Genomic DNA, 26,083 nt, shown 5'->3' with positions numbered 1-26,083 from the left:
AGGACATGGCACAGGAGAATGTCGAGCGCCAGCGCCCCGGCGGCGACGGTGAGCCCGACGACGCCGCGGCCCCGGCCCCCGGCGCCGCGCAGGCGCACCAGCAGATGTCCGACGACCTCGACTCCATCCTCGACGAGATCGACGGCGTCCTGGAGTCCAACGCCGAGGAGTTCGTCAAGCAGTTCGTGCAGAAGGGCGGACAGTAGCCCCGTGCCCCGCGACAACCTGCACGGCGGCCTGCCCGCGCCGTACCTGAACGAAGGCGGCTCCTCGTTCACCGAGCTGCTCGGGCGCACCCAGCCCGACCTGCTGCCCGGACGACGTCCGCTGCCCCCGGGCACGGTCGGGATCGACGCCCCGCACGGCACGACCATCGTCGCCGCCACCTACGAGGGCGGCGTCGTCATCGGTGGTGACCGCCGGGCGACGATGGGCAATCTCGTGGCGCAGCGCGACATCGAGAAGGTCTACTCGGCCGACGCGCACAGCGCGATCGGGATCGCCGGCGCGGCCGGTATCGCCCTCGACATGGTCCGGCTGTTCCAGATCGAGCTCGAGCACTACGAGAAGATCGAGGGAGCGACGCTCTCCCTCGACGGCAAGGCCAACCGGCTGGCCGCGATGCTGAAGGGCAACCTGTCCATCGCGCTGCAGGGCCTGGCCGTCCTCCCGCTCTACGTCGGGTTCGACCAGCACCGCCAGCCCGCGGACGCCGGCCGCATCTTCAGCTACGACGTGACCGGCGGCTGCTACGAGGAGCAGCTCTTCCACGCCATCGGCTCGGGGTCGATGTTCGCCAAGAGTGCCCTGAAGAAGCTCTGGGACAAGGACCTCGACGAGGCCGGCGTGGTGCACGCGCTCGTCGAATCGCTCTACGACGCCGCGGACGACGACACCGCCACCGGCGGCCCCGACCTCACCCGCGGGCTGTTCCCGATCTGCATGGTGATCAACGCCGACGGCGTCCGCCGGGTCTCGGATCCCGAGATCGAGGCGATCTGCGACGACATCCTCGCCGCGCGCACCGGCCGCCTGCGCCGCGACCGCTCGGTCTCCAGCCACACACCACAGGGATCGGGGAGGTAGCCGCGATGAGCATGCCGATGTACCTACCGCTGCCCGCCGCAGCCGACTCACGCAGCTAAGGAGCGCGCAGCCACTATGAGCATGCCGATGTACGCCAGTGCCGAGCAGATCATGCGGGACAAGACCGAGTACGCCCGCAAGGGCATCGCGCGGGGCCGCTCCGTCGCCGTCCTGTCCGCGACCGGCGGGGTGGTGCTCATCGCCGAGAACCCGTCGTCCACGCTGCACAAGGTCGGCGAGATCTACGACCGGATCGGCTTCGCCGCCGTGGGCCGCTACAACGAGTTCGAGAACCTGCGCCAGGCCGGGATCCGGTACGCCGACACCCGCGGCTACGCCTACGACCGGCGCGACGTGACCGGCCGCGGGCTGGCCAACGCCTATGCGCAGACCCTCGGCAGCATCTTCAGCGAGCAGCTCAAGCCGTTCGAGGTCGAGATCTGCGTGGCCGAGGTCGGCGACGCGCCCGGGCAGGACCAGCTCTACCGCCTCACCTTCGACGGGTCCGTCGTCGACGAGCCCGGGTTCGTGGTGATGGGTGGGCAGTCGGACGCGGTCAGCGCCGCGCTGCGGGAGAAGTACGCCGACGGCCTCGAGCCCGAGGCCGCCATCCGGGTCGCCGTCGAGGCGCTCTCCAGCGGCGCCGACGGGCAGCCCCGCGGCATCCCCTCGACCAACCTCGAGATCGCCATCCTCGAGCGCGGGCGGCCCGGCCGCGCGTTCCGCCGGCTGACCGCGGCGCAGGTCGACGAGATCCTCGGCAGCACGCAGGCGGGCGCCGAGTGACCAGCCTCCCGCGGCGGATCTTCGGCATCGAGACCGAGTACGGCGTCACCTTCACCTTCCAGGGCCAGCGCCGGCTGTCTCCGGACGAGGTGGCGCGCTACCTGTTCCGCCGCGTGGTGGCCTGGGGCCGGTCCTCGAACGTGTTCCTGGCCAACGGCTCGCGGCTGTACCTCGACGTCGGCTCGCACCCCGAGTACGCGACCGCCGAGTGCGACAACGTACACGACCTGGTGGTGCACGACCGGGCCGGCGAACGGATCCTCGAGGGCCTCATGCGCGAGGCCGAGCAGAAGCTCGCCGCCGAGGGCATCGAGGGCCAGATCTACCTGTTCAAGAACAACACCGACTCGGCCGGCAACGCCTACGGGTGCCACGAGAACTACCTGGTGACCCGCGGCCGCGAGCTGTCGAAGATCACCGAGACCCTGGTGCCGTTCCTGCTGACCCGGCAGATCATCTGCGGCGCCGGCAAGGTGCTGCAGACCGCCAAGGGCACGATCTACGCCTTCAGCCAGCGCGCCGAGCACGTGTGGGAAGGCGTCTCCAGCGCCACCACCCGCTCCCGCCCGATCATCAACACCCGCGACGAGCCGCACGCGGACGCCGAGAAGTACCGGCGGCTGCATGTGATCGTCGGCGACTCCAACTGCAGCGAGACGACCACGCTGCTGAAGGTGGCGTCGTGTGATCTGGTGCTGCGGATGATCGAGGACGGCGTCGGCTTCCCCGACGTGGCCATCGACAACCCGATCCGCGCCATCCGCGACATCTCGAAGGACCTCGACGGCACGGCGCCGATCCGGCTCGCGAACGGCCGCACGAGCACCGCGCTGGAGATCCAGCGCGGCTACCTCGAGCGCGCCGAGCGGTACTGCGCCGAGCACGACGTCGATCCCGAGCACCGCACGGCGGTCCGGCTGTGGCGGCGCACCCTCGAGGCGATCGAGTCCAAGGACCACTCGTCGATCAGCCGCAGCATCGACTGGGCCATCAAGAAGGCCCTCGTCGACCGCTACTGCGCGCGGCACGGGCTGGACCTGGACGACCCCCGCGTCCTGCAGCTGGACCTGGCCTACCACGACATCAAGCGCGGCCGCGGGCTGTTCCCGGTGCTCGAGGCCAAGGGGCTGGCCGAGCGCGTCAGCACCGACGAGGAGGTGGACGCCGCGCAGGACATCCCGCCGCAGACCACCCGCGCCCGGCTGCGCGGCGAGTTCGTCCGGGCGGCCCAGGAGCTGCGGCGCGACTTCACCGTCGACTGGGTGCACCTCAAGCTCAACGACCAGGCGGCCCGCACCATCCTGTGCCGCGACCCGTTCAAGAGCGTCGACGAGCGGGTCGACCGGCTCATCGAGACGATGCGCCAGGCCGCACCCCGGCCGCTCTGAGCGAGCGCCTAGTCCAGCAGCCCGGCCGCGAAGCGGCCTGCCGCGGCGTTGACCAGGAAGTAGGCGTAATCCTCGTCCAGCCCACGGCCCATCGTCGAGAGCCGTACCGGCAGCGCACGCAGCGCGTCGTCGAGCCCGTCGATCGCGACGCGATGCCGGACGGCGCGCGGCGGCAGCCCGCTCAGGTCGTCGTCCACGGCACGCTGCAGCGCCTCCGGCAGGGCCTCGGGCAGCGGGACGTCGCAGGCGACGAGCCCGACCTTGAAGAACGCGGTCGTGGAGTGGTGCGAGACGCCGACGTGCCGTCCGCGGGGGTCCGCGTCGGAGACCCGCAGCGCCGCGACCGGCCGGCCACCGACCGCGTCGGCCGCGTTCAGCGCCTCACCGGCGGCCACGCCGGAGAAGCCCCACGGCGTCCCCGTCCCGAGGTTCCCGGGACCCTGCGCGACGATCGCCAGATCGGCGCGGAGCACCTCGCGGGCCGCGATCAGACCGCTGTGCACGGTGACCGCCTCCAGATCGCCGCCGACCGCCTGGCCCACGGTGACCGTGCCGCACAGCCGGTCGCCGAGGTCGGCGACGGTGCGCGAGAACCAGGCGGGGAGCGCGCCGCCGTCGCTCCACACGTAGGCGATCCGGGCGGCCGGACGGTCGGCGTGCACGCCGGCGACGATCGCCGGCAGCGCCGAGTGCAGGTCCGCCACGACCACCGGCATCCCCTCGACCGACTCGCGAGCGGCGATCGCCGCGTGATGGGGGGAGTCCTGCTCGTCCACGCCGAGCACGGTGGCCTGCAGCGGGCTGTAGCGCATCTTCACCAGGTGGCCGGGACCCTCCCGGTCGGCCGGCAGCCGGTCGAGGTTGGCGATGACGACGGCGTACCCGCCGGTGCCGAGGCCCATCGCGAGCGCGGTGGTGTTCACCAGCACGCGGTCGCCCTCCGCGGGGTGGCCGACGAGCGCTGGGTAGGCCAGACCGCGTGCCTGGCTGTCCGGCTCGCCGTGCCGGCCGCGCACGGTCAGCCGGAGCTCCTGGGCGCCGCGCCACGCCTTACCGAGGCCGTCGACCCGCGCCTCGCGCCACCGCACCAACGACTGCTCAGCATCCCCGGTCTGCATTCGCCACACCCTATCGGCTCGGCGTGCCGCCGCCGCTCCGCGCGGCCGATAGGGTGGGCTACGTGTCGAGCGCGAAGAACGAACGCCTGCTCAACCTGCTTATCTGCCTCATGTCCACGCGGCAGTTCCTGACGGCTGAGCGGATCCGCCGTGCCGTCGTGGCGTACGGGCGGGACTACTCGGACAAGGGCCAGGCGGCGTTCGAGCGGAAGTTCGAGCGCGACAAGGAGGACCTGCGCGAGCTCGGGGTGGTGATCGAGACCGGCACGAACTCCTTCTCCGACACCGTGCCGGGCTACCGCATCAAGGGCCGCGACAACACCCTCCCGGACATCTCGCTGACGCCGCCCGAGGCGACCGCCGTCGCGCTGGCCGCCGACTGGTGGCGAAGCGCCCAGTTCGCGTCCGAGACGCAGGGCGCGGTCCGGAAGCTGCGCGCCGGGGGCGTGGCGATCGAGGCGCCGGCCGGCAGCCAGTGGCACCCGCAGCTGCGCGGCTCCGACCCGTCGTTCGACGTGCTGCTGGAGGCCGCGACCGACCGCCGCGAGGTCCGCTTCGACTACCGCTCGCGCACCAGCGACCCGCCGGTCTCGCGCCGGCACGTGCAGCCGTGGGGCCTGGTCTCGTGGAAGGCCCGGTGGTACGTCGTGGGGCACGATGTCGACCGCGGCGAGCAGCGGGTGTTCCGGCTGTCCAGGATCGTCGGGGACGTCGCGGCGGACGGCCCCGACGGGGCGTTCGAGCGCCCGGCGGACCTGCGGCTGTCGGCGGCCGTCGGCGGCCCCGAGTTCAGCCAGCCGCTGCGCGCGGTCATCGCGCTGCACGGCACCGACGCGCCGGGTCTGCGGCGGCTGGCTCGCGGCGTCGAGCAGCCGGCCGACGCCGACCGGATCGCGATCTCCGCACGCGACGTGTGGTCGCTGGCCGGGATCGTCACGCCGTACGCCGACCAGGTGGAGGTGCTGTCGCCGCCCGAGGCGCGCGCGGCCGTCGTCCGCCGGCTCGAGCAGCTGGCCGCGATGGGCGACGGGACGGTGGCGTGATGGGCGGGATAGGCAACCAGCGCGAGCAGCTGCGCCGGATGAGCCTGCTGGTGCCGTTCCTGCTGACGCACCCGGGCACGCCGCTGGGCGACCTCGCGAGCGAGCTGGGCACCACGCCGGCGCAGATCCGCCGCGACCTCGATACGCTGTCGTACTGCGGCCTGCCCGGGCAGGGGATGGGCGACTTGATCGAGGTGGTGTACGACGGCGATCGCGTCTCGATCACCGAGAACGCCGGGATGGTGCGCCCCCTGCAGCTCACCGCGGCGGAGGCCAGCTCGCTGGTGATCGCGCTGCGCGCCCTCGCGCAGAGCCCCGGCACGGTCAGCCACGACGCGATCCTCAGCGCCCTGGCCAAGCTCGAGGGCGCCGTCGGCTCGCGGGTCGCCTCCCCGGTCACGGTGGAGGCCGAGCCGGCCTCGGAGTCCGCGGAGCTGCTGCGCGCGGCATTGGGTGCCGAGCGCGCCGTGCGGATCGACTACTGGACGGCGTCCCGCGACGAGGTCGGCAGCCGCGTCGTCGACCCGATCCGGCTGTTCCGGGTGGACGGCGTCGACTACCTCGAGGCGTGGTGCCGGCGCGCCGAGGCGGTCCGCACGTTCCGCCTGGACCGCATCGGCGACCTGGCGGCCCTCGACGAGCCGCTGCAGCGCCACGAGGCGCCCGAGCGCGACCTCTCCGAGGGCGTGTACACGCCGAGCGAGGGAGACGTCGAGGTCACCCTCGAGCTGACGCGGGCCGGGCGCTGGGTCACCGAGTACTACGACACCGAGTCGGTGCGCGACCGCCCGGACGGCGGGGCCGAGGTCCGGTTGCTGATCAGCCCCGAGACCCTCGACCGGCTGGTCACCCAGCTCGGCCCCGACGGCCTCGCGTCGTACTCCGACCCCGCGGTCGCCGATGCGGCCGCGCGGGTCGCCGCGCGCAGCCGGGCCGCGCTGGAGCGGTACCGCGGCGCGGCGTCCTAGACTGGCCGCCATGGTGTTGTGGATCTGCGTCGGCGTCCTGGTGCTCGCCCTCGGCCTGGTGGGCGTGCTGGTGTTCGACCTGCGCGGTCGCGTGGCCCGGTTCGAGGCCGCCGTCACCGCTGCCGAGCGGCAGACCGCTCCCGCCCTCGGCGTGGTGCGCACCCTCGCCGACGTGCAGGTGCCCTCGATCCGGCCGGCGCCCGTGCGCAGGTTGAGCGTGGGCGAAGAACACACTGTGCGTGATCGGGGCTAGCCTCCACCGGGCCGCCCGGCGCCTACACTGGACGCCGAGCCCTCGAGACCTGAAGGATTGCCATGAACCTCGGCCCCATGGAGATTGCGATCATCGCGATCCTGATCTTCGCTCTCTTCGGATACAAGAAGCTTCCCGACGCGACCCGCGCGGTCGGTCGCTCGCTGCGCATCTTCAAGGGTGAGATGCAGGGCATGAAGGACGACGACGTCGCCACTCGGGCGGAGGCGCAGACGGTGCGCGCTCCGATCGAGCCCCCGGCTCGGCCGGTGAACCAGGTGCCGCCGGCCCCCGGCAGCGCCCAGCCCACCCCGCGTCCGAACCAGACGCCGCCCACGTCGGCCTCCTAGCGACCGCTCCGCACCGTGGCGGTTCATCTTCCGGCGCGTCGGTCCAAGTCGACCAAGCCGCCCAAGACCGACGACGGCTCGATGTCGGTCATCGAGCACCTCACCGAGCTGCGCTCGCGTATCTTCAAGGCGCTCATCGCCGTGGTCCTCGGCGCGGTGATCGGGTTCATCTGGTACGACCACGGCCTGCTCAGCTTCCTGAAGGAGCCGTACTGCGCGCTGCCGTCCGACCTGCGCTGGACCAAGGACGGACAGGGCTGCACGCTGCTGTTCCTCGACCCCGCCGGGGGTCTGCTGCTGCGCCTGAAGGTCGCGCTGCTGGCCGGAGCGATCATCTCCGCGCCGTTCTGGCTCTACCAGCTCTGGGCGTTCGTCACGCCGGGGCTGCACAAGAACGAGCGCCGCTGGGCCATCTCGTTCGTCTCGGCGTCCAGCGTGCTGTTCGCGCTCGGCACGGTCTGCGCCTGGTTCACCCTCAAGGCCGGCCTGCAGGTCCTGCTGACCCTCGCCGGTGACGGCGTCTCGGCGGCGCTGACCGCGCCCGAGTACCTGAACTTCGTCGTCATGATCATCTTCGTGTTCGGCGTGAGCTTCGAGCTCCCGCTGCTGATCGTGATGCTCAACCTCGTCGGGGTGCTGCACTACGGACTGCTGAGCCGCTCGCGCCGCTGGCTGATGTTCCTGACGTTCGTGTTCGCGGCGGTCATCACGCCGACCCAGGATCCCTTCTCCATGCTGGCGATGGCGTTGCCGATGGTGCTGCTGTTCGAGGGAGCGATCCAGTTCGCCCGCGTGCACGACGCGCGGGTCGCCGCACGCGAGGCGCAGAGCGGGTACGGCGACCTGTCCGACGACGCGCCGTCGCCGCTCGACACCTCGCCGTCCGCGCTCGGCGAGGACCCCGACGAGGTCGCTCCACCGGAGCCGGTGCCGGGCCCGTCGCGCCTGGACCGCTCGGAGGACTGACCGCCTCGGTAGGCTCGGCTCATGGACAGCCCCGCTGCGGCCTATTCGCGAGCCGCCCACCGCAGCCGCTATCCGCGCCTCGTCGAGTTCACCGCGCTGCTGCCGTTCGAGCTCGACGAGTTCCAGCTGATGGCCTGCCAGTCGCTCGAGGACGGGCACGGGGTGCTGGTCTGCGCCCCGACCGGCGCCGGGAAGACCGTGGTGGGCGAGTTCGCGGTCCACCTCGCGCTGGCCCGCGGGCAGGGCTGCGCCTACACCGCGCCGATCAAGGCGCTGTCCAACCAGAAGTACGCCGAGCTGACCCGCCGCTACGGCAGCGCGAAGGTGGGCCTGCTGACCGGCGACAACTCGATCAACCCGCACGCGCCGGTGCTCGTCATGACCACCGAGGTGCTGCGCAACATGCTGTACGTCGGGAGCGACACGGTCGACCGGCTCGGCTTCGTGGTGATGGACGAGGTGCACTATCTCGCCGACCGGTTCCGCGGCGCGGTCTGGGAGGAGGTGATCATCCACCTGCCCGAGCGGGTGCAGCTCGCCTCGCTGTCGGCGACGGTCAGCAACGCGGAGGAGTTCGGCGCCTGGCTGCACACCGTCCGCGGCAACACCGACATCGTCGTCACCGAGGACCGCCCGGTGCCGCTGTGGCAGCACATGATGCTCGGCAACCGGCTCTACGACCTGCTCGCCGAGAACTCCCGCAAGCGGCTGGTGAACCCGGACCTCGAGCGGGCCAGCCGCCAGCAGGCGCAGCGGATCGGCAGCGGCGCGGGCCGCGGCGGCCCCCGCGGCCCGCGCGGCGGCGGCTGGCGCCTCCAGCGACGCACCGACGTGGTCGAGAAGCTCGACCGGCAGGGGCTGCTGCCGGCGATCTACTTCATCTTCAGCCGGGTGGGGTGCGACGCCGCCCTGGAGCAGTGCCGGCGCTCCGGCGTCCGGCTGCTCGACGACCGTGAACGCGAGGAGGTGCGGCGCACGGCGATGCGGCACACCAGCGAGCTGACGGAGGCCGACCTCGAGGTCCTCGGCTTCTGGGAATGGCTCGACGCGCTCGAGCACGGCTACGCGGCGCACCACGCCGGGCTGATCCCGGCGTTCAAGGAGACCGTCGAGGACTTGTTCGTGCGCGGTCTGTGCAGGGTGGTCTTCGCCACCGAGACGCTCGCGCTGGGCATCAACATGCCGGCCCGCAGCGTCGTGCTGGAACGGCTGGTGAAGTACAACGGCGAGAGCCACGTGCGGCTGACGCCGGGGGAGTACACCCAGCTCACCGGCCGGGCCGGGCGCCGCGGTATCGACGTCGAGGGGCACGCGGTGACGCTGTGGAGCCCCGACATCACCCCGGCCGAGGTAGCCAGCCTGGCCACCACCCGCACCTTCCCCCTGAACAGCTCGTTCCGCCCGTCGTACAACATGGCCGTCAACCTCGTCGGGCAGCTCGGACGTCGTGAGAGCAAGGCGCTGCTGGATCGCTCGTTCGCGCAGTACCAGGTCGACCGCGCGTCGGTCGGCCTCGCGCAGCGCCGCGAGCAGGCGCAGCAGGAGGCACGCTCACGGCAGGCGGAGGTGCACTGCGACCGCGGCGACGTCCGCGAGTACGCCGACCTCCGCCTGGCGATCAGCGACCTCGAGCGCGGCGCGACGAAGGAGCGCAAGGCAGCGCGCCGGGCGGACGTCGACTCCTCACTCCGGCGGCTGCGCCGCGGCGACATCATCGACATCCCGAGCGGGCGGCACCGCGGTGTCGCCGTGGTCCTCGAGCTGGCCGGCGCCCCGCAGCCGCGGCTCGTCGCGCTCACCGAGGACCGGTGGGCCGGCCGCATCGAGACCGCGGCGTTCCACGACCGCATCGAGCCCATCGGTCGGATGAAGGTGAACAAGTCGTTCAACCACCGCTCGGCGCAGGCGCGCCGCGACCTGGCGGCGAACCTGGCTCGGATGGCCCGCGACCTGCCGCGTCCCGAGCGGCGCCGTGGGACCGCCGTCGACGACGCGGAGCTCGCCGAGCTGCGCAGCCGCCTGCGCGAGCACCCGGTGCACTCCTGCCCCGACCGCGAGCAGCACGTCCGTGACCTCGAGGAGTCGCGGCGCGCGTGGCGGGACAGCGACCGGCTCGCCAGCAGGCTCGACCGGCGCACGGCGTCCCTCGGGCGTACGTTCGACCGCATCTGCGTGCTGCTCACCGACCTCGGCTACCTCGGGGCGGACGACACCGTGACGGCCCCCGGCCGCCTGCTGGCGCGGCTGTGGAGCGAGTCGGACCTGCTGATCGCGCACTGCCTCCGCGACGGCCTGTGGGGCGAGCTCGCGCCCGCGGACCTCGCCGCCGTCGTCTCGGCGACCCTCTACGAGCCGCGCGCCGGCGAGGTCTTCGACACCGCGACCGTCCCGGTGGGGTCGAAGCGGGTGCGGGCCGCCCTGGGCGCCATGCTCGCCGTGTGGGGGACGCTCGACGAGCAGGCCGCCCGCCTCGACGCGCCGCGGGTGCGCCGCCCGGACGCGGGCTTCGCGCTCGCTGCGTACCGGTGGGCCAGCGGTGACTCGCTCGCCGTGGTGCTCTCGAACCTGGCCCGCGCCGGCTTCGAGATCTCGCCGGGGGACTTCGTCCGCTGGTGCCGTCAGGTGCTCGACGTGCTGGAGCAGGTGGCCCGGCTCGACCCGGCCCTCGCCGGAGACGTGCCGCGGACCGCGGCCGCGGCGGCCTCGGCCATGCGCCGCGGGGTGCTCGCCGATCCGCTGCGGCCCCTCGAGGAGGGCACCTGGAATGCCGAGCAGGACGACGAGATCGAGGAGGAATGAAACCGGCCGGGGCGCTGCGCCGTCCTAGCCGGCGGTGGTGCGGTCTTAGGGGGCTATGCCGCACCACCACCTATTTTCCGGCTGCGTCCAGCGCAGATGCGCACCTGGCTACCGGTAATGTTGAGCCCATCGCGTCGGCACCCCCGCCGCCGACAGCACCGAGACGAACAAGAGGCAGACGATGACCTACCCGCCGAATGGCGACGGCACCCGGAGCAACGACCCGTCCCAGAACCCGCAGACCGGCGGCGTGCCATCGCAGGACTCCTACGGCCAGCCCGGCCAGCAGTGGGGGCAGCCCGCCGGCTACGGCCAGGGCGAGCAGTCCTACAGCGATCCGACGTCCTCGCAGCAGTACGGGTCCTCGCAGTACGGCGCGCAGCAGTACGGGCACGACCAGTACGGCCAGCCGCAGGGCGGCTACGAGCAGGGCTACGGCCAGCAGTACCCGTCCACCGGCGGTCAGCCGGCCCCGCAGACCGGCGGCTACCCGGCGGCCGACAGCCAGCACACCTCGGTCTACGGGCAGCAGCCCGGCTACGACCCGAACCAGCAGCAGTACGGGCACGACCAGTACGGCCAGCCCCAGGGCGGCTACGAGCAGGGCTACGGCCAGCAGCCGGCGTACGGGCAGCAGCCCGCGTACGGCCAGGACCCCTACGGCCAGCAGGGCTACGACCCGAATCAGTCGTACGGCGTCGCTCCGGCGTACGGCCCGCAGGGCGGCCAGCCGTGGGGGAGCGTCCCGCCGGCGAAGAAGAGCAACAAGGGCCTCATCGCCGGCATCGTGGCCGGCGTGGTGATCCTGCTCGTCGGTCTGGGCACCTGGCTCGCCCTCGGTCCGCTCGCCAAGAAGGTGCTCGACCAGGACGCCGTCGCCAGTGATGTCGGCAGCCAGTTCAAGTCCGAGTACGACCAGCAGCTGACCGACCTCACCTGCAACGACGACCTCGTCGTCGAGAAGGGCAAGTCCTACACCTGCTCGGCGAAGGCCGACGGCGAGAGCACCTCGATCAAGATCCAGATCACCGACAACGACGGCGCCTACACCTGGGCGCGCCAGGACTGACCCGCCGCCCGCTGGTCACCGGCGGTCGGTCGTCGCGGCCAGCGCGTCGGTGACCCGCTTGATGGACGACCCGATGGCCCATCGGGCCGCCAGCTCGGCGAGGACCTCGTCGTCCGCCGGCCGCGCCGGGATCGTGGGGTCGAACCGCACGTCGAGGTCGCGCCGCACCGCGACGACGGCGCGCGCGGCGTCCAGGTAGTCGGCGGCCGCCACCAGGTTGCCGCGCTGCGCGGGCTTCATCGGGCCGGGCTCGCCCGACACGGCGGCCCGGCGCAACGCCTCGATGTCGCCGTAGTGGGCCAGCAACGCCGCAGCGCTCTTCTCGCCGATCCCCCGCACGCCGGGCAACCCGTCCGAGGTGTCGCCGCGCAGCGTGGCGAAGTCGGCGTACTGGGCGGCCCGTACGCCGTACTTCGCCAGCAGCGCCGTGTCGTCGACGACCTCGATGTTGGAGATGCCCCGCGCGGTGTAGAGCACGCGTACGCCGCGGGCGTCGTCGATGACCTGGAACAGGTCGCGGTCGCCGGTGACGACGTCGTACGGGCCTCCGGTCGCCGCGATGGTCCCGATGACGTCGTCGGCCTCGGTACCGTCGACGCCGACCGCGCAGATGCCGAGCGCCGCGAGGGTCTCCAGGATCGCCGGTACCTGCGGCGCCAGGTCGTCCGGGGTGTCCTCGGCACCGGTCAGCTCGTCGCCGACGCGGTGGGCCTTGTAGCCCGGGATCGCGTCGGTGCGGAACTGCGGGCGCCAGTCGTTGTCGAGGCAGGCGACCAGGCCCGTCGGGCGGTAGCTGTCGAGCAGCCGCGCGATCATGTCCAGGAAGCCGCGCAACGCGTTGTTCGGGGTGCCGTCGGGGGCCGCGAGCGTCGCCGGGACGCCGTAGAAGGCGCGGTAGTACAGGCTCGCGGAGTCCAGCAGCATCGTGGTCATGCCGCCTAGCCTGTCACATGGGGCGGTGTGGGATTCTGGATCGCATGACCACGACCGGGGAGCTGCAGGCACGCCTCGCGCGTTGCCGCGAGCAGACGGCCGCCGGCGGGTTCGCGGCGTTCGTCGCCGGACCCGGCGCGGAGCTGCGCTACCTGTGCGGGCACGACGTGCACCTCAATGAACGGCTGACCGCGCTCATCGTGCCGGCGGACGGCGACCCGGTGCTCCTCACGCCCGTGCTGGAACGCTCGCTCGCCCTCGCGTCGCCGGTCGCGGACCTCGGCCTCGATGTGCTGGCGTGGGCCGAGACCGAGGATCCGTATCCGCTGATCGCCGGGCTCGTCCCCGGGGGCAGGGTCGCCGTGAGCGAGCGCATGTGGGCGCAGCACGTCTTCGGGCTGCAGCGGGCCGGGCTGCGCGTGACCGGCGGCGGTGCGCTGATGAGCGCCCTCCGCGCGGTCAAGTCCGCCGAGGAAGTCGCGTCGCTGCGCGCGGCCGCCCGGGCGATCGACTCGGTGCACGCCGGCATCGAGCGCTGGCTGCGCCCGGGGCGCACCGAGACCGCGGTCGCCGCCGACCTGCACGCCGCGATCCGCGACGCAGGGCACGCGCAGGTCGACTTCGTGATCGTCGCCTCCGGACCGCACGGCGCGAACCCGCACCACGAGCCGGGGGACCGGGCGGTCGAGGCCGGTGACATGGTGGTCGTCGACATCGGCGGCACCATGCCCGACGGCTACTGCTCCGACTCCACCCGCACGTACGTCGTCGGCGGCGACCCGAGCAAGGAGATGACCGCGATGTACGACGTCCTGCGCGCGGCGCAGCAGGCGGCGCGGGACACCGTGCGCGCCGGGGTCAGCGCCGAGCGCGTCGACGCGGCGGCCCGCGACGTGATCACAGCCGGTGGGTACGGGGCCGCCTTCATCCACCGGACCGGGCACGGAATCGGCCTGGAGACGCACGAGGAGCCTTACATCGTGGGCGGCAACCACGCCCCGCTGGCCGCCGGCTCCGCGTTCAGCATCGAGCCCGGCATCTACCTCGACGGACGGTTCGGGGCCCGCATCGAGGACATCGTCGTGGCGACCGGCACCGGGATCGACGTGCTCAACGCGACGACCCGCGAGCTGCGAGTGGTCGGGTAGCGATGCGACGACTGTGGATGGCGCTGCTGCTGGCGGCCGGCGCCGGCGTCCTGCTGGCGCTGGCGTTCCCGCCCGCGGGCCTGGAGCGCGCCCTCGCCGTGGCGGCGGTCGCGCTCTACGCGATATCGGTCGAGCACCGTCGCGCCCGGTCGGCGGCGCTGGTGACGTTCGTCGGCCAGCTGGTCTTCATGCTGCTGCACGTGAAATGGGCCGGGGAGTTCCTCGGCTGGTTGCCGTGGGTGGCCCTGGCGGTGTGGCAGGCGTCGTACTACCTGCTGCTGGGCCCGGCGATCGTCGCGGTCCGCCGGCTGCGCGGCTGGCCGGTGTGGGCGGCCGCGGCCTGGGTCGCGATCGAGGCCTTCCAGGCGCGCTGGCCGTTCGGCGGCTTCCCATGGACCCGGCTGGGCTTCAGCCAGGACGCCGGACCGTACACGCCGTTCGCGGCGTACGGGGGCGTCCCGCTGATGTCGTTCGCGGTCGCGCTCACCGGCTTCCTGATCGCGGCCGCCTGGTTCCGGTGGCGAGCCGGCGAGGCCGCCGACCGCGAGTGGCTGCGCCGGCTCGGGTACGCCGCGGCGGTGCCGGTGATCGGTCTGGCCGGCTGGCTGGGCGTTCCCTCCGGCGAGGGGGAGGGGGCGCCGGAGGCGGTCGTGGCGGTCATCCAGGGCAACGTGCCCCGCGCCGGCCTGGACTTCAACGCCCAGCGCCGAGCGGTGCTGGACAACCACGTCAAGCAGACGCTCGAGCTGGCCGCCGCGGTGGGCCGCGGGGACAAGCCGGCGCCGGACATCGTGCTGTGGCCGGAGAACTCCAGCGACATCGATCCGTACCGCAACGCGGACGCCGCGAGCGAGATCCAGCAGGCCGCGGACGCGATCAACGCGCCCATCCTGGTCGGCGCGGTGGTCGACGGCCCGGGCGAGAACGTCCGCAACATGGGCATCCTGTGGCTGCCGCAGACCGGGCCGGACCAGACCTATGTCAAGCGGCACCCGGTGCCGTTCGCCGAGTACATGCCGGCGCGCGCGTTCTTCCGCACGTTCACCAGCCTGGTGGACCTGTTGCGAACGGACTTCGTCGCCGGCGACCGGGTGGGCACCATCGACGTCCCGGGCCACGAGAAGCTCGTGCTGGGGGACGTCATCTGCTTCGAGGTCGCGTACGACGGGTTGGTCGCCGACGTGGTCGACGGGGGAGCGACGATCATCACCGTGCAGACGAACAACGCCACGTTCGGCTACACCAACGAGGCCCCGCAGCAGCTGGCGATGGCGCGGATCCGCGCGGTCGAGCACGGCCGGTCGGTGCTGTCGGCGTCCACCAGCGGGATCAGCGCCATCATCACCCCGGACGGTGCGATTGTGCAGCGCACCGGCATCTTCGAGCCGGGGATCCTCGTCGCGTCGGTTCCGCTGCGCACCGCGAGCACGCTCGCGAGCGAGCTGCGCTGGTGGCCCGAGCTGGTCATCTCGGTGGGCGGCGTCCTCGCCGTCGGGTGGTCGGTCGTGGGATACCGGCGCAAGCAACACCCCCGCGCCAAGGTGGCGACGGGGGCGTCGGGTGGTTCGACGAGCGGTGCGCTCGACTAGCCTCGGCTCTTCTTCTCGCCGCGGCGCTCGCTGAGCACGTCGAGGCGCTCGGCCAGGACCTCCTCGAGGTCGGCGACGGTGCGCCGCTCGAGCAGCATGTCCCAGTGGGTGCGCGGGGGCTTGACCTTCTTGGCCTCGGGCTCCTGGCCGCCGATCAGCCGGGCCTCGGACCCGTCGTAGCGGCACTCCCAGACGAGGGGCGTCTCTGCGTCATCTGCGAACGGCACGGAGGTGACGTGACCCTGGGGGCACTCGTAGCGAGCCATCACACGGGCGACCGGCTCGAAGTTGCGGTCGGTCTCGTAGCTGATGCTGCCCAGCCGACTTCCGCGAAGGGTGCGCTCTGCCATAGTGGCTCCTTCCGAGATCATTCTTGGATGCCGTGCTAACGCACAGCATCCCGCGAATGTTCCCCGCACGCGAGGGTCTCGCGGCGATGTGACGCACTCGTCTGGTCAGCCCAGCGGCAGCGGATCCTGCCGGCCGGCGTCCTCGCCGATGTCCCCGTGACGCCAGTGCCGACGGCAAAGCACCTGGTAGCGCACCTGGACGGGCTCCGACGACCGGGTGTCCGCCACCAGCACCTGCTCGCCGTGCTTGACGAGCTCGCCGTCGACGACCCGGCCGTTGTAGCGACCCGCGCGCCCGCACCAGCACAGCACCTCGACCTGCAGCGGCGTCACGACGTCCGCCAGCTCGAACAGCCGCTGCGAGCCGGGGAACATCCGGCTGCGGAAGTCGGTCGCGAGGCCGAAGGCGTAGACATCGACGTCCGACTCGTCGACGAGCTCGGCGAGCTGGTCGACCTGCTCCGAGGACAGGAACTGCGCCTCGTCCACGATCAGGTAGTCGACCCGCTCACCCGCCGACCACCTGTCCCGGACGACGCGCCGCAGATCGAGCTCGTCGGCCACCTCGATCGCCTCGTCGGCCAGGCCCATGCGGCTGGTGATGGCCGGCGCCCCGGAGCGGTCCTTCTGCGTCAGCAGCAGCCCCTTGCGGCCCTGCCGGGCGTGGTTGTGGTTGATCTGCAGCGCCAGGGTCGACTTGCCGCAGTCCATCGGACCGTAGAAGTACTTCAGCTCCGCGGTCCTGGACGCCGACCGCCGGCCGCCCGCGGCGGGAACGCTGGAGAGCGCGGAAGATGCTGCTGTCATGATCAGCCAAGACTACTGGCTCGGCGGCCACGCCCTGTAGGTTGGGCAGGTCTGGAATGTCGCACGGGAGGTGTGGGTCGATGGCGGAGCACAGCGAGCTGCTGGCGAGGCACAAGGCGGTACTGCCGGCGTGGATCGGGCTGTACTACGACGAGCCGATCGAGATCGTCTCCGGCGACGGACGCTACGTCACGGACGCCGAGGGGAACCGGTATCTGGACTACTTCGCCGGGATCCTGACCAACATGCTCGGCTACCAGATCCCCGAGGTCAACGAGGCCATCCGGGCGCAGCTCGACAGCGGCGTCGTGCACACCTCGACGCTGTACCTGATCCGCAAGCAGGTCGAGCTCGCCGAGCAGATCGCGTCGCTCTCGCCGATCCCGGACGCGAAGGTGTTCTTCGTGAACTCCGGCACCGAGGCCAACGAGGCGGCGATGCTGCTGACGACGCAGAAGCGGCGCAGCAACCAGTTGCTGGCGCTGCGCAACTCCTACCACGGCCGGTCCTTCGGCGCGATGGCGATCACCGGCAACCGCGGGTGGTCCGCGTCGTCGCTGACTCCCGTCACCACGCGCTACGTGCACGGCGGGTACCGGCTGCGCAGCCCGTTCAAGGACCTCCCGGACCAGCAGTTCATCGCCGCCTGCGTCGCCGACCTGCGCGACGTCATCGACACGCAGACCAGCGGCGACGTCGCCGCGATGTTCGCGGAGCCGATCCAGGGGGTCGGCGGCTTCGCGACGCCGCCCGACGGGTTCTTCAAGGCGATGAAGGAGGTGCTCGACGAGTACGGCATCCTGCTGGTCTCCGACGAGGTGCAGACCGGCTGGGGACGCACGGGCGAGCACTTCTGGGGGATCGAGGCGCACGGCGTCGTCCCCGACGCGATGACCTTCGCGAAGGGTCTCGGCAACGGTCTCGCCATCGGCGGAGTGGTCGCCGGCGGTGACCTGATGGACTCGATCGACGCGCAGTCGATCTCCACCTTCGGCGGGAACCCGCTGTCCACGGCCGCGGCGAAGGCGACCCTCGACTACGTCCTCGAGAAGGACCTGCAGGCGCACGCCCACAAGACCGGCGCCATGCTGATGGACGGCCTGCGCCGCATCGCCGACGAGGTCCCCGAGCTCATCGACGTGCGGGGCAAGGGGCTGATGCTCGCCGTGGAGCTCGGCGAGCCGCAGAGCCTCGCGGCGGACCCGGGAATGGCCGGGCGGGTGATGGAGGAGACCCGACGTCGGGGCCTGTTGGTCGGCAAGGGCGGCCTGTACGGCAACGTCATCCGGATGGCGCCGCCGATGACGCTGTCCGAGGACGAGGTGGAGGCCGGGCTCGGCATCCTCGCCGAGTCGTTCAGCGCCGCCGCCCGACCCACCACGTAGCCCCCTCGCCCTTCCCGCAAGTCATCGAGCGACGCGGGTCCCTCACCGTCGACGGCCCACAGTCGTCGACGCGTGACCTACCCACGGTCGTCGCGCGAGACCTCCCCACGGTCGACGACGCGGCCCTCCCCACGGTCGTCGAGCCAGACCTCCCCACGGTCGTCGAGCGAGGGCGAGGAACGAGCCCGACGTCGAGACGCCGCAACCATCCGGTCCCCGCGACCCCTCGGCGGCTCGCGACGTCTCGACGTCGCTTCGCCTATCGGCTCCGCTCGCTCGACGACCGTGCAGCACCGTGACAACACGGTCGACGTCTCCCACGGTCGTCGCGCGAGACCTCCCCACGGTCGACGACGCGGGCCTCCCCACGGTCGTCGCGCGAGACCTCTCCACGGTCGACGACGCGGCCCTCCCCACGGTCGTCGAGCGAGGGCGAGGAACGAGCCCGACGTCGAGACGCCGCAACCATCCGGTTCGCGCGACCCCTGGGCGGCTCGCGACGTCTCGACGTCGCTTCGCCTATCGGCTCCGCTCGCTCGACGACCGTACAGTGGTGACCCGCTGGATGGGGGCGGACCCGCTGGATGGGGGCGGACCCGCGGGGTGGGGTGGACCCGCGGGGTGGGGTGGACCGCGGGGTGGGGCGGGCCCGCGGGGCCCTCGGAGGCCGGCGGCTGCGAGAGGAGCTAGGGCAGCACGTCGGGGACGACGCCGCCGGGGAACGCCGCGGTCGGCAGCTCGGACACCGGCCGGGTCTCGTCCACGAACCGGGGCTGCTCGAGCTCACCGGCGCGGAGCGGCACGAGCAGCCTGGTCTGCGCCGCCGCGATGCGGTTGCGGGCCCGGATCGCGTCGCCGCGCCGGTCCGCGCGCAGATCGCTGAGGTCGACAGGCTCGCCGAAGTGCACCCGCAGCGTCGGACGACGCCACGTCGAGGAGACGGTGGAGGCGAGCATGGCGAGGCCGTCCTCGTACTTGGTCACCTCGTGCGCGCCCCACTGGGCGATCGGGATGACGGGGACCTGGTGCTCCAGGGCGATGCGTGCCAGCCCGGTCTTCCCGCGCTCCGGCCACAGTCCCGGGTCGAGCGAGACCCGCCCCTCCTGATAGATGCACAGGTGGGCGCCGTGCCGCAGCGCGATCGCGACGAGCTCCATGGACCGGGCGGCGTCGGTCTTCCCCCGCTCGACGCGCAGGTTCCCCGAACGCTCCAGCAGCGGCCCGACGATCGGTGCGGTCATGATGCCGCCGGTGACCAGGAACCGCGGCGCCAGGCCGACGCGGCCCATCGCGGCGGCGATGACGAACGTGTCGAAGTTGCCGATGTGGTTGGGCGCCAGCAGCAGCGGTCCGCGCCGGAGCGCGGGCGCGACGCCACCGGTGACCCGCAGGTTCCCGAACGGCCGCAGCAGGCCCGAGCCGTACCGCAACGTGCCCTGCCAGAACCACCACGGCGGCGCGGCAGCCGCTGCCTTCTGCCGGTCGAACCAGTCGCTCATCGATCGCTCTCGTCACTCTCGGCCGGCCACTGGCCGCGAGCGAGCAGCACGTCCTTCAGCACGTCGGGCCGGTCGGTCATGATGCCGTCGACCCCGAGGTCGAGCAGCTCGACCATCTGGACCGGGTCGTCGATCGTCCAGACGTGCACCTTCTTGCCCAGCGAGTGCGCGCTCTCCACGAACCGGCGGTCCACCAGCCGGCGGCCGCCGGTCGTGGCCGGCACCTGGGCGGCCTGGCCGGGCAGCCGCAGCCCGCGCAGCGACGTCCGCACGAACGAGGCCATGCGCAGCCTGGCCACCTCCCGCGGCCCCATCGACGTCGCCACCTTGCCGCCGGTGAGGATGCGTATCCGTCGCAGCCGGACGTCGGAGAACGACGCCAGACAGACCCGGTCGCGGGCCTCGGCGCCGCGCGACTCGATCACCTGGACGAGCGGAACGACGACCTCCGCCACCTTCGCGTCGATGTTGAACCGCAGCTGCGGGAACTCGTCGAGCAGCTCGTGCAGCAGCGGGATGGTCGCGGTGCCGCCGATCCGCGCCCGGGAGATCTCCGCCCACGTGAGGTCGCGCACCCGGCCGCGCCGGTCGGTCGTGCGATCCAGCGAGGGGTCGTGGACGGCCACCACCTGGCCGTCCGCGCTGAGGTGCACGTCGGTCTCGATGTAGCGGTAACCGAGATCGACGCACCGCCGTACCGCCTCGAGCGAGTTCTCGATGCCTTCCCAGGCTCCGCCGCGGTGCGCGATCGCCACGGGGGAGGGGACGTCGAAGTAGCCACTCACGCGCGATCCTCCTCGGCTGGTGCGTCGCACGAGAACGCTATCCGACTCGGCGCGGGGACGCGAGGCGGCACGGCGCAGTCGCTAGCCTGGCCAGGTGGACGAGCAGCCGAGATGCGCCTGGTGCAGCCGGCGCATCGTCGACGGCCAACCGCGCGGGCGACGCAAGCGCTACTGCGCCCAGTCGTGCCGCCAGCGGGCGTACGAGATGCGCCGTCGGATGACCGGCGGCGGAGGGATCGACGTGCCCGACGACGCCGTCGTGATCTCGCGCTCCGAGCTCGAGAGCCTGCAGGACCGCCTGTACGTGCTGCGCAGCGCCGTGGAGGTGCTCGACGGTGCCGTGCGGGACGGTGCGGACGTCGCCGAGCTGCGCAGCGTGGCGCGTGAGGTCGTCGCCGCCACCGGCGACCTGGACCGGTTGTGGGTCAGCCCGTAGCGGCGTGCAGGGCGATCTCGGTGATCTCCGGTGGCGCGCCGATCCGGAACGGCGGCCCCCAGAAGCCGGTGCCCCGGCTGACGTACAGCTGCGTGCGGGCGCCCACCTGATACAGCCCGGCGAGGTAGCGCTGATCGGCGCGCACCAGGTAGTGGAACGGCCACATCTGGCCCCCGTGGGTGTGCCCGGCGAGCTGCAGATCCACCGCGCGCCGGGCCGCGTTGAGCACCTGCTTGGGCTGGTGGGCGAGCAGCACGATCGGAGCCCCCTCCGGCGCTCCGGTCAGCGCCGCATCGAGCCGCGGACCGTGCCCGACGAGGCCCGAGGACGTGCCGGTGGGGTCGTCGATGCCGGCGAGCACCAGCCGGCCGTTGCCTCGGGTGACGACGTCGTGCCGGTTGTGCAGGAAGTCCCAGCCCAGCGCGGTCATCCGCCGGCCCCAGTGCTCGGCGTCACTGAAGTACTCGTGGTTGCCGGTGATGTAGTACCGGCGAGCGGCCGAGACGCGAGCCAGCTCACCGACGACCGGGTCGCGCTTCTGGATCGCGCCGTCCGCCAGGTCACCAGTATGCACACAGACGTCCGGCGCCAGGTCGTTGACCTGGTCGACGACGCGGGCCAGCCAGCGCCGGCCGAGGATCCGGGAGAGGTGGGTGTCGGTGATCTGCACCAGACGCAGGCCGTCCAGGTCGGCGTGCAACCCGCGGATCCGCACCGGGACGCGGCGTACGCCGATCGGCCCGAGCGCCCGGCGCAGCCCCCAGGCCAGCACCGCGGCGGTCACAACGAGCACCGTCCACGCCACGAGCCGGCCTCGGGCGGCCACCCCGGCGAACGCCAGCACCAGGCGCAGCAGCTCGCCGATCGCGGTCCATACGAAGAGCTGGAACACCACCCCGAGCCAGATGTCGCCGACCGTGCTCGCGAGCTCGACGTGCCGGCCGTGCCCGAGCAGCATGCAGCCGACCAGCACCAGCGCGGCCAGCACGCCGATACCGATCGCCGCCGAGCCGGAGACCAGGCCCGAGGACTCCAGCAGCCGGCTGGCGGGGTAGACGTGCAGCAGCGCGGCGATCAGGCAGATGACGGCGAAGAACAGCGCGCCCGGGCCTCGTCGAGGCCCGGGCGCGCTCTGCGCGGCGTAGTCGGTCACGACGCGGCAGTGGTCCTCGCCTCGAGCGTCGCCGCGTCGACCTCGGCACGGTGCGCCTGCGCGGCGAGCGCCTCGTCCGCCCGGTTCTCGACCGGGAAGTGGCAGGCCGCGCGTCGGCCGTCGCCCATGTCCGCGAGCGGCGGCTCCTGGGTCGCGCAGATCTCCTGCGCCTTCCAGCAGCGGGTCCGGAACCGGCAGCCCGACGGCGGGTTCAGCGGGCTGGGCACGTCGCCGGTCAGGATGATCCGCTCGTGCATCCCCTCGGCGTCGGGGTCCGGCTCGGGCGCGGCCGACAGCAACGCGGTGGTGTACGGGTGCTTCGGGTTGTCGTACACCTCGTCGCGGCCGCCGATCTCCACGATCTTGCCGAGGTACATCACCGCGACCCGGTCGGAGATGTGCCGCACCACGGACAGGTCGTGCGCGATGAACAGGTAGGCCAGGTCGAACTCGTCCTGCAGGTCCTCCAGCAGGTTCACCACGCCGGCCTGCACCGACACGTCGAGGGCCGAGACCGGCTCGTCGAGGATGATCAGCTTGGGATTGAGCGCGAGCGCCCGCGCGACGCCGATGCGCTGCCGCTGGCCCCCGGAGAACTCGTGCGCGTAGCGGTTGCGGTGCTCGGGCTTGAGCCCGACGAGCTCGAGGAGCTCGTCGACCCGCTTCTGCACGTTGATGCCCTTGATCTGATGGATCTCGAACGGCTCGGAGATGATGTCGTTGATCGTCCACCGGGGATTCAGCGAGGCGTACGGATCCTGGAAGACGATCTGCATGTCGCGGCGCATGACCCGCAGCTCGCTGCCGCTCATCGTGGTCAGCTCGCGGCCCTCGAACTTCACGCTGCCGGACGTCGGCGCGTGCAGCTGCAGCACCGCGCGTCCGGTGGTCGACTTGCCGCAGCCGGACTCGCCGACGAGACCGAGGGTCTCGCGCGCGCCGACGTCGAACGACACACCGTCCACGGCGTGGACGGTCTCGCGCGCCCGCGAGAACAGCCCGCTCTTGCCGACCGGGAACTCCTTGACCAGGTCCCGGACCTCCAGCAGCGCGCCGTCGTAGGCGCCGACGCCGGTGTCCAGTGGGTTGCTGCTCATACGTCCGTCTCCTCCTGCGCGCGGCTCGATCCGGCGGCGGGCGCGCGGTCGATCCTCGTCACCTCTGGCCAGAAGTAGCACCGCGACTTGTGGGTCGGACCGTCGACGTCCACCAGCGGCGGCTCGGCGGTGTCGCACTCCGGTCGCGCCATGTAGCACCGCGGCGCGAACGTGCACCCGTCGGCGATGTTGATCAGCGACGGGGGAGCGCCCTTGATCGGCGTGAGCCGACCGCTCGCCCCGCTCGACTTCGGGATCGAGGCGATCAGCCCCGCCGTGTACGGCATCTTGGGCGTCTTCAGCACGTCGTGCACGGGTCCGGTCTCCACGACCGTGCCGGCGTACATCACCTGGGCGCGATCGGTGATCGCGGCGACGACCCCGAGGTCGTGGGTGATGAACATGACCGCGGCGTCGCCCTCGTGCTGCAGCGACTGGAGCGTCTCCAGGATCTGCGCCTGCACGGTCACGTCCAGCGCGGTCGTCGGCTCGTCCGCGATGATCAGCCGGGGCCGGTTGATGACGGCCATGGCGATCATGGCGCGCTGGCGCATGCCGCCGGAGAACTCGTGCGGGTACTGCTTGGCGCGCTTGTCCGGCTGCGGGATGCCGACCGCCGTCAGGGTCTCGATCACCCGCGCGCGGGTGGCCTGCTTGGAGACCTTGTTGTGCGCGTTGTACGCCTCCGCCAGCTGCCTCCCGACGGACATCACCGGGTTCAGGGAGGTCATCGGGTCCTGGAAGATCATCGCGATGCCGTTGCCGCGGATCTTCTGCAGCTCCTTCTCCGGCATGCCGACGAGCTCCTTGCCCGCGAACATCACCGACCCGGTGATCTGGGCGCTCTTGGGCAGCAGGCCCATGAGCGCCATCGCCGAGACGGACTTGCCCGATCCGGACTCGCCCACGATGCCGAGCGCCTCACCGGAGTGCAGGTCGAAGGACACGTTGCGGACGGCGGTGACCAGCCCGTCGTCGGTCGGGAAGGACACGTTCAGGCCGCGCACCGACAGCAACGCGTCGGTGTTGTGCGGCTCCACCGGCTGCTGGTCGATCATCGTCTCCGTCGTCATCAGGCACGCACCCGGTTCTGGCGCGGGTCGAGCGCATCGCGCAGACCGTCGCCGATGAAGTTGATGCACAGGCTGATCAGCACGATGAACACCAACGGGATCCAGAACAGCATGGCGTGGGGGGTCGGCAGGAAGCCCTGCGTCTGGTTGATCAGCAGGCCGAGCGAGGTGTCGGGCGGCTGGACGCCGAGACCGATGAATGACAGCGCCGCCTCCGCGAGAACCGCCAGCGCGATCGTCAGGGTCGTGTTGACGATGATGACGTCCGAGGTGTTCGGGACGATGTGCTTGAAGATGATGCGCGTGTTCGTCGCGCCCAGGGCGCGGGCGGACTCCACGAACTCCTTCTCGCGCAGCGACAGGACCATGCCGCGGATCACGCGGGTCAGCGTCATCCAGTTGGTCAAGCCGAGGATCAGCGCGACCCAGAACCAGTTGCCCTTGAAGTAGACCGCGATGACGCCGACCGTCACGACGTACGGCAGGATCAGGTTGAGCTCGACCAGGCGGTTGATGAGCGAGCCGAGCCAGCCGCCGTAGTAGCCGGCGATGGCGCCGAGCGTCACGCCGATCACGGTGGACACCAGCGCGACGACCAACGAGATGAAGATCGAGAACTGGGTCCCGGTCATCACCATGGCCAGCATGTCGCGGCCGAGCTTGTCCGTGCCGAACGGGTGGGTGCCGGACGGCGGCTCGAAGCCGGAGAAGTCCGGGCCGATGCCCTTGGTCCACACGACGGGGCCGAGGAACGCGAAGATCATCAGCAGCAGGAACACGATCAACGCCGCCATCGCGGCCTTGTGGCGGAGGAACCGCCGGACGACCATCTTGCCGCGGCTGCGCGCCTCGATGGTGAATTCGCGGTCGCTCGGGGCGCCCGGTTCAGGCGCCATGGCCGGCGCCTCGTTCAACAGCTGTGGATCAGTCAAGGCGAATCCTCGGGTCGAGAACCGTGTAAACGATGTCTGCGATCAGGTTGAAGGCGATGATGAAGACCGCGGTGACGATCATCCACGCCAGGATCATGTACGGCTCCTTGTAGTGCACGTACCGCACGAGCTGGAAGCCCATGCCCTGCCATCCGAACACCGTCTCGGTGATGATGGCGCCGGAGAACACCTGCCCCAGGGACAGCGCAGCGAGCGTCACGACCGGGATGAGCGCATTGCGGAACGCGTGCTTCCAGATGACCGTGCGGCCGTTGAGGCCCTTGGCGCGGGCGGTGCGCACATAGTCGGCGTTCAGCACCTCCAGCATCGAGGCTCGCTGGAAGCGGGAGTACTGCGCGAACGAGATCGCCATGAGCGAGAGCGTCGGCAGCAGGTATACCCCGGTGAACTGCAGGAACTGCTCGCCGAAGCCGCCTTGGAATCCGCCCGGGGGATAGCCGGCGGTGACCAGCCAGCGGTCCGCGCCGAGGGACACCAGCCAGTCGTTGAACCTGATGCCGCCGATCTTCAGGATCACCGCGATGCAGAACAGCGGCATCGAGAACATGAGGAAGGTGAAGCCGGTGAGGCCGTAGTCGAACACCGAGTACTGGCGCACCGCGGAGATGACGCCGATGAGCATGCCGAGCAGGATCGACAGGATGGTCGCGATCAGCACCAGCCGGACCGTGATGCTCAACGAGTGCATGATGATCGGCTGCACCTCGACCGGCGTCCGGCCCGGGTTGACCGTCGTCCCCCAGTCGCCCGTGACGAAGTGGCCCAGCCACTCGACGTAGCGGGTGAAGAAGGGCTTGTTCAGCCCCGCTTTCTGGTACGCCGCCGCGATCGCGGACTCGGCGCCGTTCGGATTGCGTTGCCGCTGTCCCTCGGCCCAGTCGGCGATCGGATCGCCGAGCAGCTGTACCAGGCCGAAGCAGACGAAGGAGGCTACGACGAGCAGTGCGATCGAGATCAGCACGCGCCGCAAGATGTAGCGAAGCATAGGTGGGGTCTCCAAGCAAAGGGACGGAACGAGTCTAGGACGCCCCGTCGGGGAGAAGGTCGGC

The 26,083-nt window shown here is 71.5% G+C and carries 26 protein-coding genes; 15 read left to right on the top strand and 11 right to left on the bottom strand.

Annotation, left to right across the window (positions count from 1 at the left end; all coding sequences use genetic code 11):
• The first annotated feature begins 5 nt into the window (after positions 1 to 5).
• The 4 genes from F8A92_RS18900 (at position 6) to pafA (ending at position 3,260) form a co-directional block, all read left to right on the top strand.
• Positions 6 to 206 carry a ubiquitin-like protein Pup gene (locus tag F8A92_RS18900; RefSeq protein WP_228389198.1) on the top strand — a complete coding sequence of 67 codons (201 nt, stop codon included), beginning with the start codon at positions 6 to 8 and terminating at the stop codon, positions 204 to 206.
• Between the two features lie 4 nt (positions 207 to 210).
• On the top strand, positions 211 to 1,086 hold the full coding sequence (gene prcB / locus F8A92_RS04500; RefSeq protein WP_228389197.1) for a proteasome subunit beta: 876 nt from the start codon (positions 211 to 213) through the stop codon (positions 1,084 to 1,086).
• A gap of 75 nt (positions 1,087 to 1,161) precedes the next feature.
• On the top strand, positions 1,162 to 1,872 hold the full coding sequence (gene prcA / locus F8A92_RS04495) for a proteasome subunit alpha (RefSeq protein ID WP_153503739.1): 711 nt from the start codon (positions 1,162 to 1,164) through the stop codon (positions 1,870 to 1,872).
• Positions 1,869 to 3,260: a Pup--protein ligase gene (gene pafA / locus F8A92_RS04490; RefSeq protein WP_153503738.1), complete on the top strand. Its 1,392-nt coding sequence runs from the start codon at positions 1,869 to 1,871 to the stop codon at positions 3,258 to 3,260. Before prcA ends, pafA begins: the two co-directional genes overlap by 4 nt.
• 8 nt (positions 3,261 to 3,268) lie before the next feature.
• Here the strand turns inward: pafA and F8A92_RS04485 are convergent, their stop codons facing one another.
• Positions 3,269 to 4,378 carry a DUF3866 family protein gene (locus F8A92_RS04485; protein ID WP_228389196.1) on the bottom strand — a complete coding sequence of 370 codons (1,110 nt, stop codon included), beginning with the start codon at positions 4,376 to 4,378 and terminating at the stop codon, positions 3,269 to 3,271.
• Positions 4,379 to 4,440: 62 nt separating this feature from the next.
• Here F8A92_RS04485 and F8A92_RS04480 point away from each other — a divergent pair, with 62 nt between their 5' ends.
• The 7 genes from F8A92_RS04480 to F8A92_RS04450 all read left to right on the top strand — a co-directional run bounded on the left by F8A92_RS04480 (position 4,441) and on the right by F8A92_RS04450 (position 11,826).
• A complete protein-coding gene (locus F8A92_RS04480; RefSeq protein WP_153503736.1) occupies positions 4,441 to 5,421 on the top strand; it encodes a helix-turn-helix transcriptional regulator in 981 nt (326 codons plus the stop codon).
• Entirely contained in the window at positions 5,421 to 6,389 is a 969-nt protein-coding gene (locus F8A92_RS04475; RefSeq protein ID WP_153503734.1) for a helix-turn-helix transcriptional regulator, read from the top strand. The genes F8A92_RS04480 and F8A92_RS04475 overlap by 1 nt, the downstream gene beginning before the upstream one ends.
• Positions 6,390 to 6,399: 10 nt before the next feature.
• On the top strand, positions 6,400 to 6,642 hold the full coding sequence (locus F8A92_RS04470) for a hypothetical protein (RefSeq protein ID WP_153503732.1): 243 nt from the start codon (positions 6,400 to 6,402) through the stop codon (positions 6,640 to 6,642).
• 62 nt (positions 6,643 to 6,704) lie between these two features.
• A complete protein-coding gene (gene tatA, locus F8A92_RS04465; RefSeq protein WP_153503730.1) occupies positions 6,705 to 6,992 on the top strand; it encodes a Sec-independent protein translocase subunit TatA in 288 nt (95 codons plus the stop codon).
• 15 nt (positions 6,993 to 7,007) lie between these two features.
• Positions 7,008 to 7,958: a twin-arginine translocase subunit TatC gene (gene tatC, locus F8A92_RS04460; protein WP_228389195.1), complete on the top strand. Its 951-nt coding sequence runs from the start codon at positions 7,008 to 7,010 to the stop codon at positions 7,956 to 7,958.
• A gap of 21 nt (positions 7,959 to 7,979) precedes the next feature.
• A complete protein-coding gene (locus tag F8A92_RS04455; RefSeq protein ID WP_153503728.1) occupies positions 7,980 to 10,757 on the top strand; it encodes a DEAD/DEAH box helicase in 2,778 nt (925 codons plus the stop codon).
• Positions 10,758 to 10,938: 181 nt separating this feature from the next.
• Positions 10,939 to 11,826, top strand: coding sequence for a DUF4333 domain-containing protein (locus F8A92_RS04450; protein WP_153503726.1), 888 nt, complete (start codon positions 10,939 to 10,941; stop codon positions 11,824 to 11,826).
• 15 nt (positions 11,827 to 11,841) lie between these two features.
• Here F8A92_RS04450 and F8A92_RS04445 read toward each other — a convergent pair whose 3' ends face one another.
• On the bottom strand, positions 11,842 to 12,759 hold the full coding sequence (locus tag F8A92_RS04445; RefSeq protein WP_153503724.1) for a 5'-3' exonuclease: 918 nt from the start codon (positions 12,757 to 12,759) through the stop codon (positions 11,842 to 11,844).
• 44 nt (positions 12,760 to 12,803) lie between these two features.
• Here F8A92_RS04445 and F8A92_RS04440 point away from each other — a divergent pair, with 44 nt between their 5' ends.
• On the top strand, positions 12,804 to 13,907 hold the full coding sequence (locus F8A92_RS04440) for a M24 family metallopeptidase (protein ID WP_153503722.1): 1,104 nt from the start codon (positions 12,804 to 12,806) through the stop codon (positions 13,905 to 13,907).
• A 2-nt stretch (positions 13,908 to 13,909) separates the two neighbouring features.
• Positions 13,910 to 15,496: an apolipoprotein N-acyltransferase gene (gene lnt, locus F8A92_RS04435; RefSeq protein WP_153503720.1), complete on the top strand. Its 1,587-nt coding sequence runs from the start codon at positions 13,910 to 13,912 to the stop codon at positions 15,494 to 15,496.
• On the opposite strand, the gene F8A92_RS04430 is transcribed toward lnt, so the two are convergent.
• Both F8A92_RS04430 and F8A92_RS04425 read right to left on the bottom strand, forming a co-directional pair.
• Positions 15,493 to 15,846, bottom strand: coding sequence for an RNA polymerase-binding protein RbpA (locus F8A92_RS04430; protein WP_153503718.1), 354 nt, complete (start codon positions 15,844 to 15,846; stop codon positions 15,493 to 15,495). The genes lnt and F8A92_RS04430 overlap by 4 nt on opposite strands.
• 105 nt (positions 15,847 to 15,951) lie before the next feature.
• Positions 15,952 to 16,653 carry a thymidine kinase gene (locus F8A92_RS04425; protein ID WP_153503716.1) on the bottom strand — a complete coding sequence of 234 codons (702 nt, stop codon included), beginning with the start codon at positions 16,651 to 16,653 and terminating at the stop codon, positions 15,952 to 15,954.
• 80 nt (positions 16,654 to 16,733) lie between these two features.
• Here F8A92_RS04425 and F8A92_RS04420 point away from each other — a divergent pair, with 80 nt between their 5' ends.
• Positions 16,734 to 18,038 (top strand): aspartate aminotransferase family protein, encoded by a 1,305-nt coding sequence (locus F8A92_RS04420; RefSeq protein WP_153503715.1) that lies wholly within the window; start codon positions 16,734 to 16,736, stop codon positions 18,036 to 18,038.
• A 686-nt stretch (positions 18,039 to 18,724) separates the two neighbouring features.
• On the opposite strand, the gene F8A92_RS04415 is transcribed toward F8A92_RS04420, so the two are convergent.
• On the bottom strand, positions 18,725 to 19,537 hold the full coding sequence (locus tag F8A92_RS04415; protein ID WP_153503713.1) for a lysophospholipid acyltransferase family protein: 813 nt from the start codon (positions 19,535 to 19,537) through the stop codon (positions 18,725 to 18,727).
• The gene (locus F8A92_RS04410) at positions 19,534 to 20,322 is read right to left on the bottom strand and encodes a glycerophosphodiester phosphodiesterase (protein WP_194291357.1); all 789 of its coding nucleotides are present in this window, start codon (positions 20,320 to 20,322) and stop codon (positions 19,534 to 19,536) included. Before F8A92_RS04410 ends, F8A92_RS04415 begins: the two co-directional genes overlap by 4 nt.
• 94 nt (positions 20,323 to 20,416) lie before the next feature.
• Here F8A92_RS04410 and F8A92_RS04405 point away from each other — a divergent pair, with 94 nt between their 5' ends.
• Complete coding sequence (locus F8A92_RS04405) at positions 20,417 to 20,758, top strand: hypothetical protein (protein WP_153503708.1); 342 nt, start codon at positions 20,417 to 20,419, stop codon at positions 20,756 to 20,758.
• On the opposite strand, the gene F8A92_RS04400 is transcribed toward F8A92_RS04405, so the two are convergent.
• Genes F8A92_RS04400 through F8A92_RS04380 form a run of 5 tightly spaced genes read right to left on the bottom strand, consistent with a single transcriptional unit; the run spans position 20,748 to position 26,019 of the window.
• On the bottom strand, positions 20,748 to 21,911 hold the full coding sequence (locus F8A92_RS04400; RefSeq protein ID WP_194291356.1) for a metallophosphoesterase: 1,164 nt from the start codon (positions 21,909 to 21,911) through the stop codon (positions 20,748 to 20,750). The genes F8A92_RS04405 and F8A92_RS04400 overlap by 11 nt on opposite strands.
• Entirely contained in the window at positions 21,908 to 23,008 is a 1,101-nt protein-coding gene (locus F8A92_RS04395; RefSeq protein ID WP_153503706.1) for an ABC transporter ATP-binding protein, read from the bottom strand. Before F8A92_RS04395 ends, F8A92_RS04400 begins: the two co-directional genes overlap by 4 nt.
• Positions 23,005 to 24,081 (bottom strand): ABC transporter ATP-binding protein, encoded by a 1,077-nt coding sequence (locus F8A92_RS04390; protein ID WP_228389194.1) that lies wholly within the window; start codon positions 24,079 to 24,081, stop codon positions 23,005 to 23,007. The genes F8A92_RS04395 and F8A92_RS04390 overlap by 4 nt, the downstream gene beginning before the upstream one ends.
• The gene (locus tag F8A92_RS04385) at positions 24,081 to 25,013 is read right to left on the bottom strand and encodes an ABC transporter permease (protein ID WP_228389193.1); all 933 of its coding nucleotides are present in this window, start codon (positions 25,011 to 25,013) and stop codon (positions 24,081 to 24,083) included. The genes F8A92_RS04390 and F8A92_RS04385 overlap by 1 nt, the downstream gene beginning before the upstream one ends.
• Entirely contained in the window at positions 25,006 to 26,019 is a 1,014-nt protein-coding gene (locus F8A92_RS04380; RefSeq protein WP_153503704.1) for an ABC transporter permease, read from the bottom strand. Before F8A92_RS04380 ends, F8A92_RS04385 begins: the two co-directional genes overlap by 8 nt.
• Between the last annotated feature and the right edge of the window lie 64 nt (positions 26,020 to 26,083).

Source organism: Cumulibacter manganitolerans (assembly GCF_009602465.1).
Taxonomy (GTDB): domain Bacteria; phylum Actinomycetota; class Actinomycetes; order Mycobacteriales; family Antricoccaceae; genus Cumulibacter; species Cumulibacter manganitolerans.
This window is presented reverse-complemented; position numbering and strand designations above follow the sequence as displayed.

Bases quoted from the DNA above. Each gene is read 5' to 3' on its own strand.
- F8A92_RS04415 (WP_153503713.1), bottom strand. From the start codon at position 19,537: ATGAGCGACTGGTTCGACCGGCAGAAGGCAGCGGCTGCCGCGCCGCCG.
- lnt (WP_153503720.1), top strand. From the start codon at position 13,910: ATGCGACGACTGTGGATGGCGCTGCTGCTGGCGGCCGGCGCCGGCGTC.
- F8A92_RS04485 (WP_228389196.1), bottom strand. From the start codon at position 4,378: ATGCAGACCGGGGATGCTGAGCAGTCGTTGGTGCGGTGGCGCGAGGCG.
- F8A92_RS04470 (WP_153503732.1), top strand. From the start codon at position 6,400: ATGGTGTTGTGGATCTGCGTCGGCGTCCTGGTGCTCGCCCTCGGCCTG.
- F8A92_RS04450 (WP_153503726.1), top strand. From the start codon at position 10,939: ATGACCTACCCGCCGAATGGCGACGGCACCCGGAGCAACGACCCGTCC.
- F8A92_RS04445 (WP_153503724.1), bottom strand. From the start codon at position 12,759: ATGACCACGATGCTGCTGGACTCCGCGAGCCTGTACTACCGCGCCTTC.
- F8A92_RS04395 (WP_153503706.1), bottom strand. From the start codon at position 23,008: ATGAGCAGCAACCCACTGGACACCGGCGTCGGCGCCTACGACGGCGCG.
- F8A92_RS04455 (WP_153503728.1), top strand. From the start codon at position 7,980: ATGGACAGCCCCGCTGCGGCCTATTCGCGAGCCGCCCACCGCAGCCGC.
- tatA (WP_153503730.1), top strand. From the start codon at position 6,705: ATGAACCTCGGCCCCATGGAGATTGCGATCATCGCGATCCTGATCTTC.
- prcA (WP_153503739.1), top strand. From the start codon at position 1,162: ATGAGCATGCCGATGTACGCCAGTGCCGAGCAGATCATGCGGGACAAG.
- F8A92_RS04440 (WP_153503722.1), top strand. From the start codon at position 12,804: ATGACCACGACCGGGGAGCTGCAGGCACGCCTCGCGCGTTGCCGCGAG.
- F8A92_RS04390 (WP_228389194.1), bottom strand. From the start codon at position 24,081: ATGACGACGGAGACGATGATCGACCAGCAGCCGGTGGAGCCGCACAAC.
- F8A92_RS04475 (WP_153503734.1), top strand. From the start codon at position 5,421: ATGGGCGGGATAGGCAACCAGCGCGAGCAGCTGCGCCGGATGAGCCTG.
- F8A92_RS04425 (WP_153503716.1), bottom strand. From the start codon at position 16,653: ATGACAGCAGCATCTTCCGCGCTCTCCAGCGTTCCCGCCGCGGGCGGC.
- F8A92_RS04420 (WP_153503715.1), top strand. From the start codon at position 16,734: ATGGCGGAGCACAGCGAGCTGCTGGCGAGGCACAAGGCGGTACTGCCG.
- F8A92_RS18900 (WP_228389198.1), top strand. From the start codon at position 6: ATGGCACAGGAGAATGTCGAGCGCCAGCGCCCCGGCGGCGACGGTGAG.
- F8A92_RS04430 (WP_153503718.1), bottom strand. From the start codon at position 15,846: ATGGCAGAGCGCACCCTTCGCGGAAGTCGGCTGGGCAGCATCAGCTAC.
- F8A92_RS04380 (WP_153503704.1), bottom strand. From the start codon at position 26,019: ATGCTTCGCTACATCTTGCGGCGCGTGCTGATCTCGATCGCACTGCTC.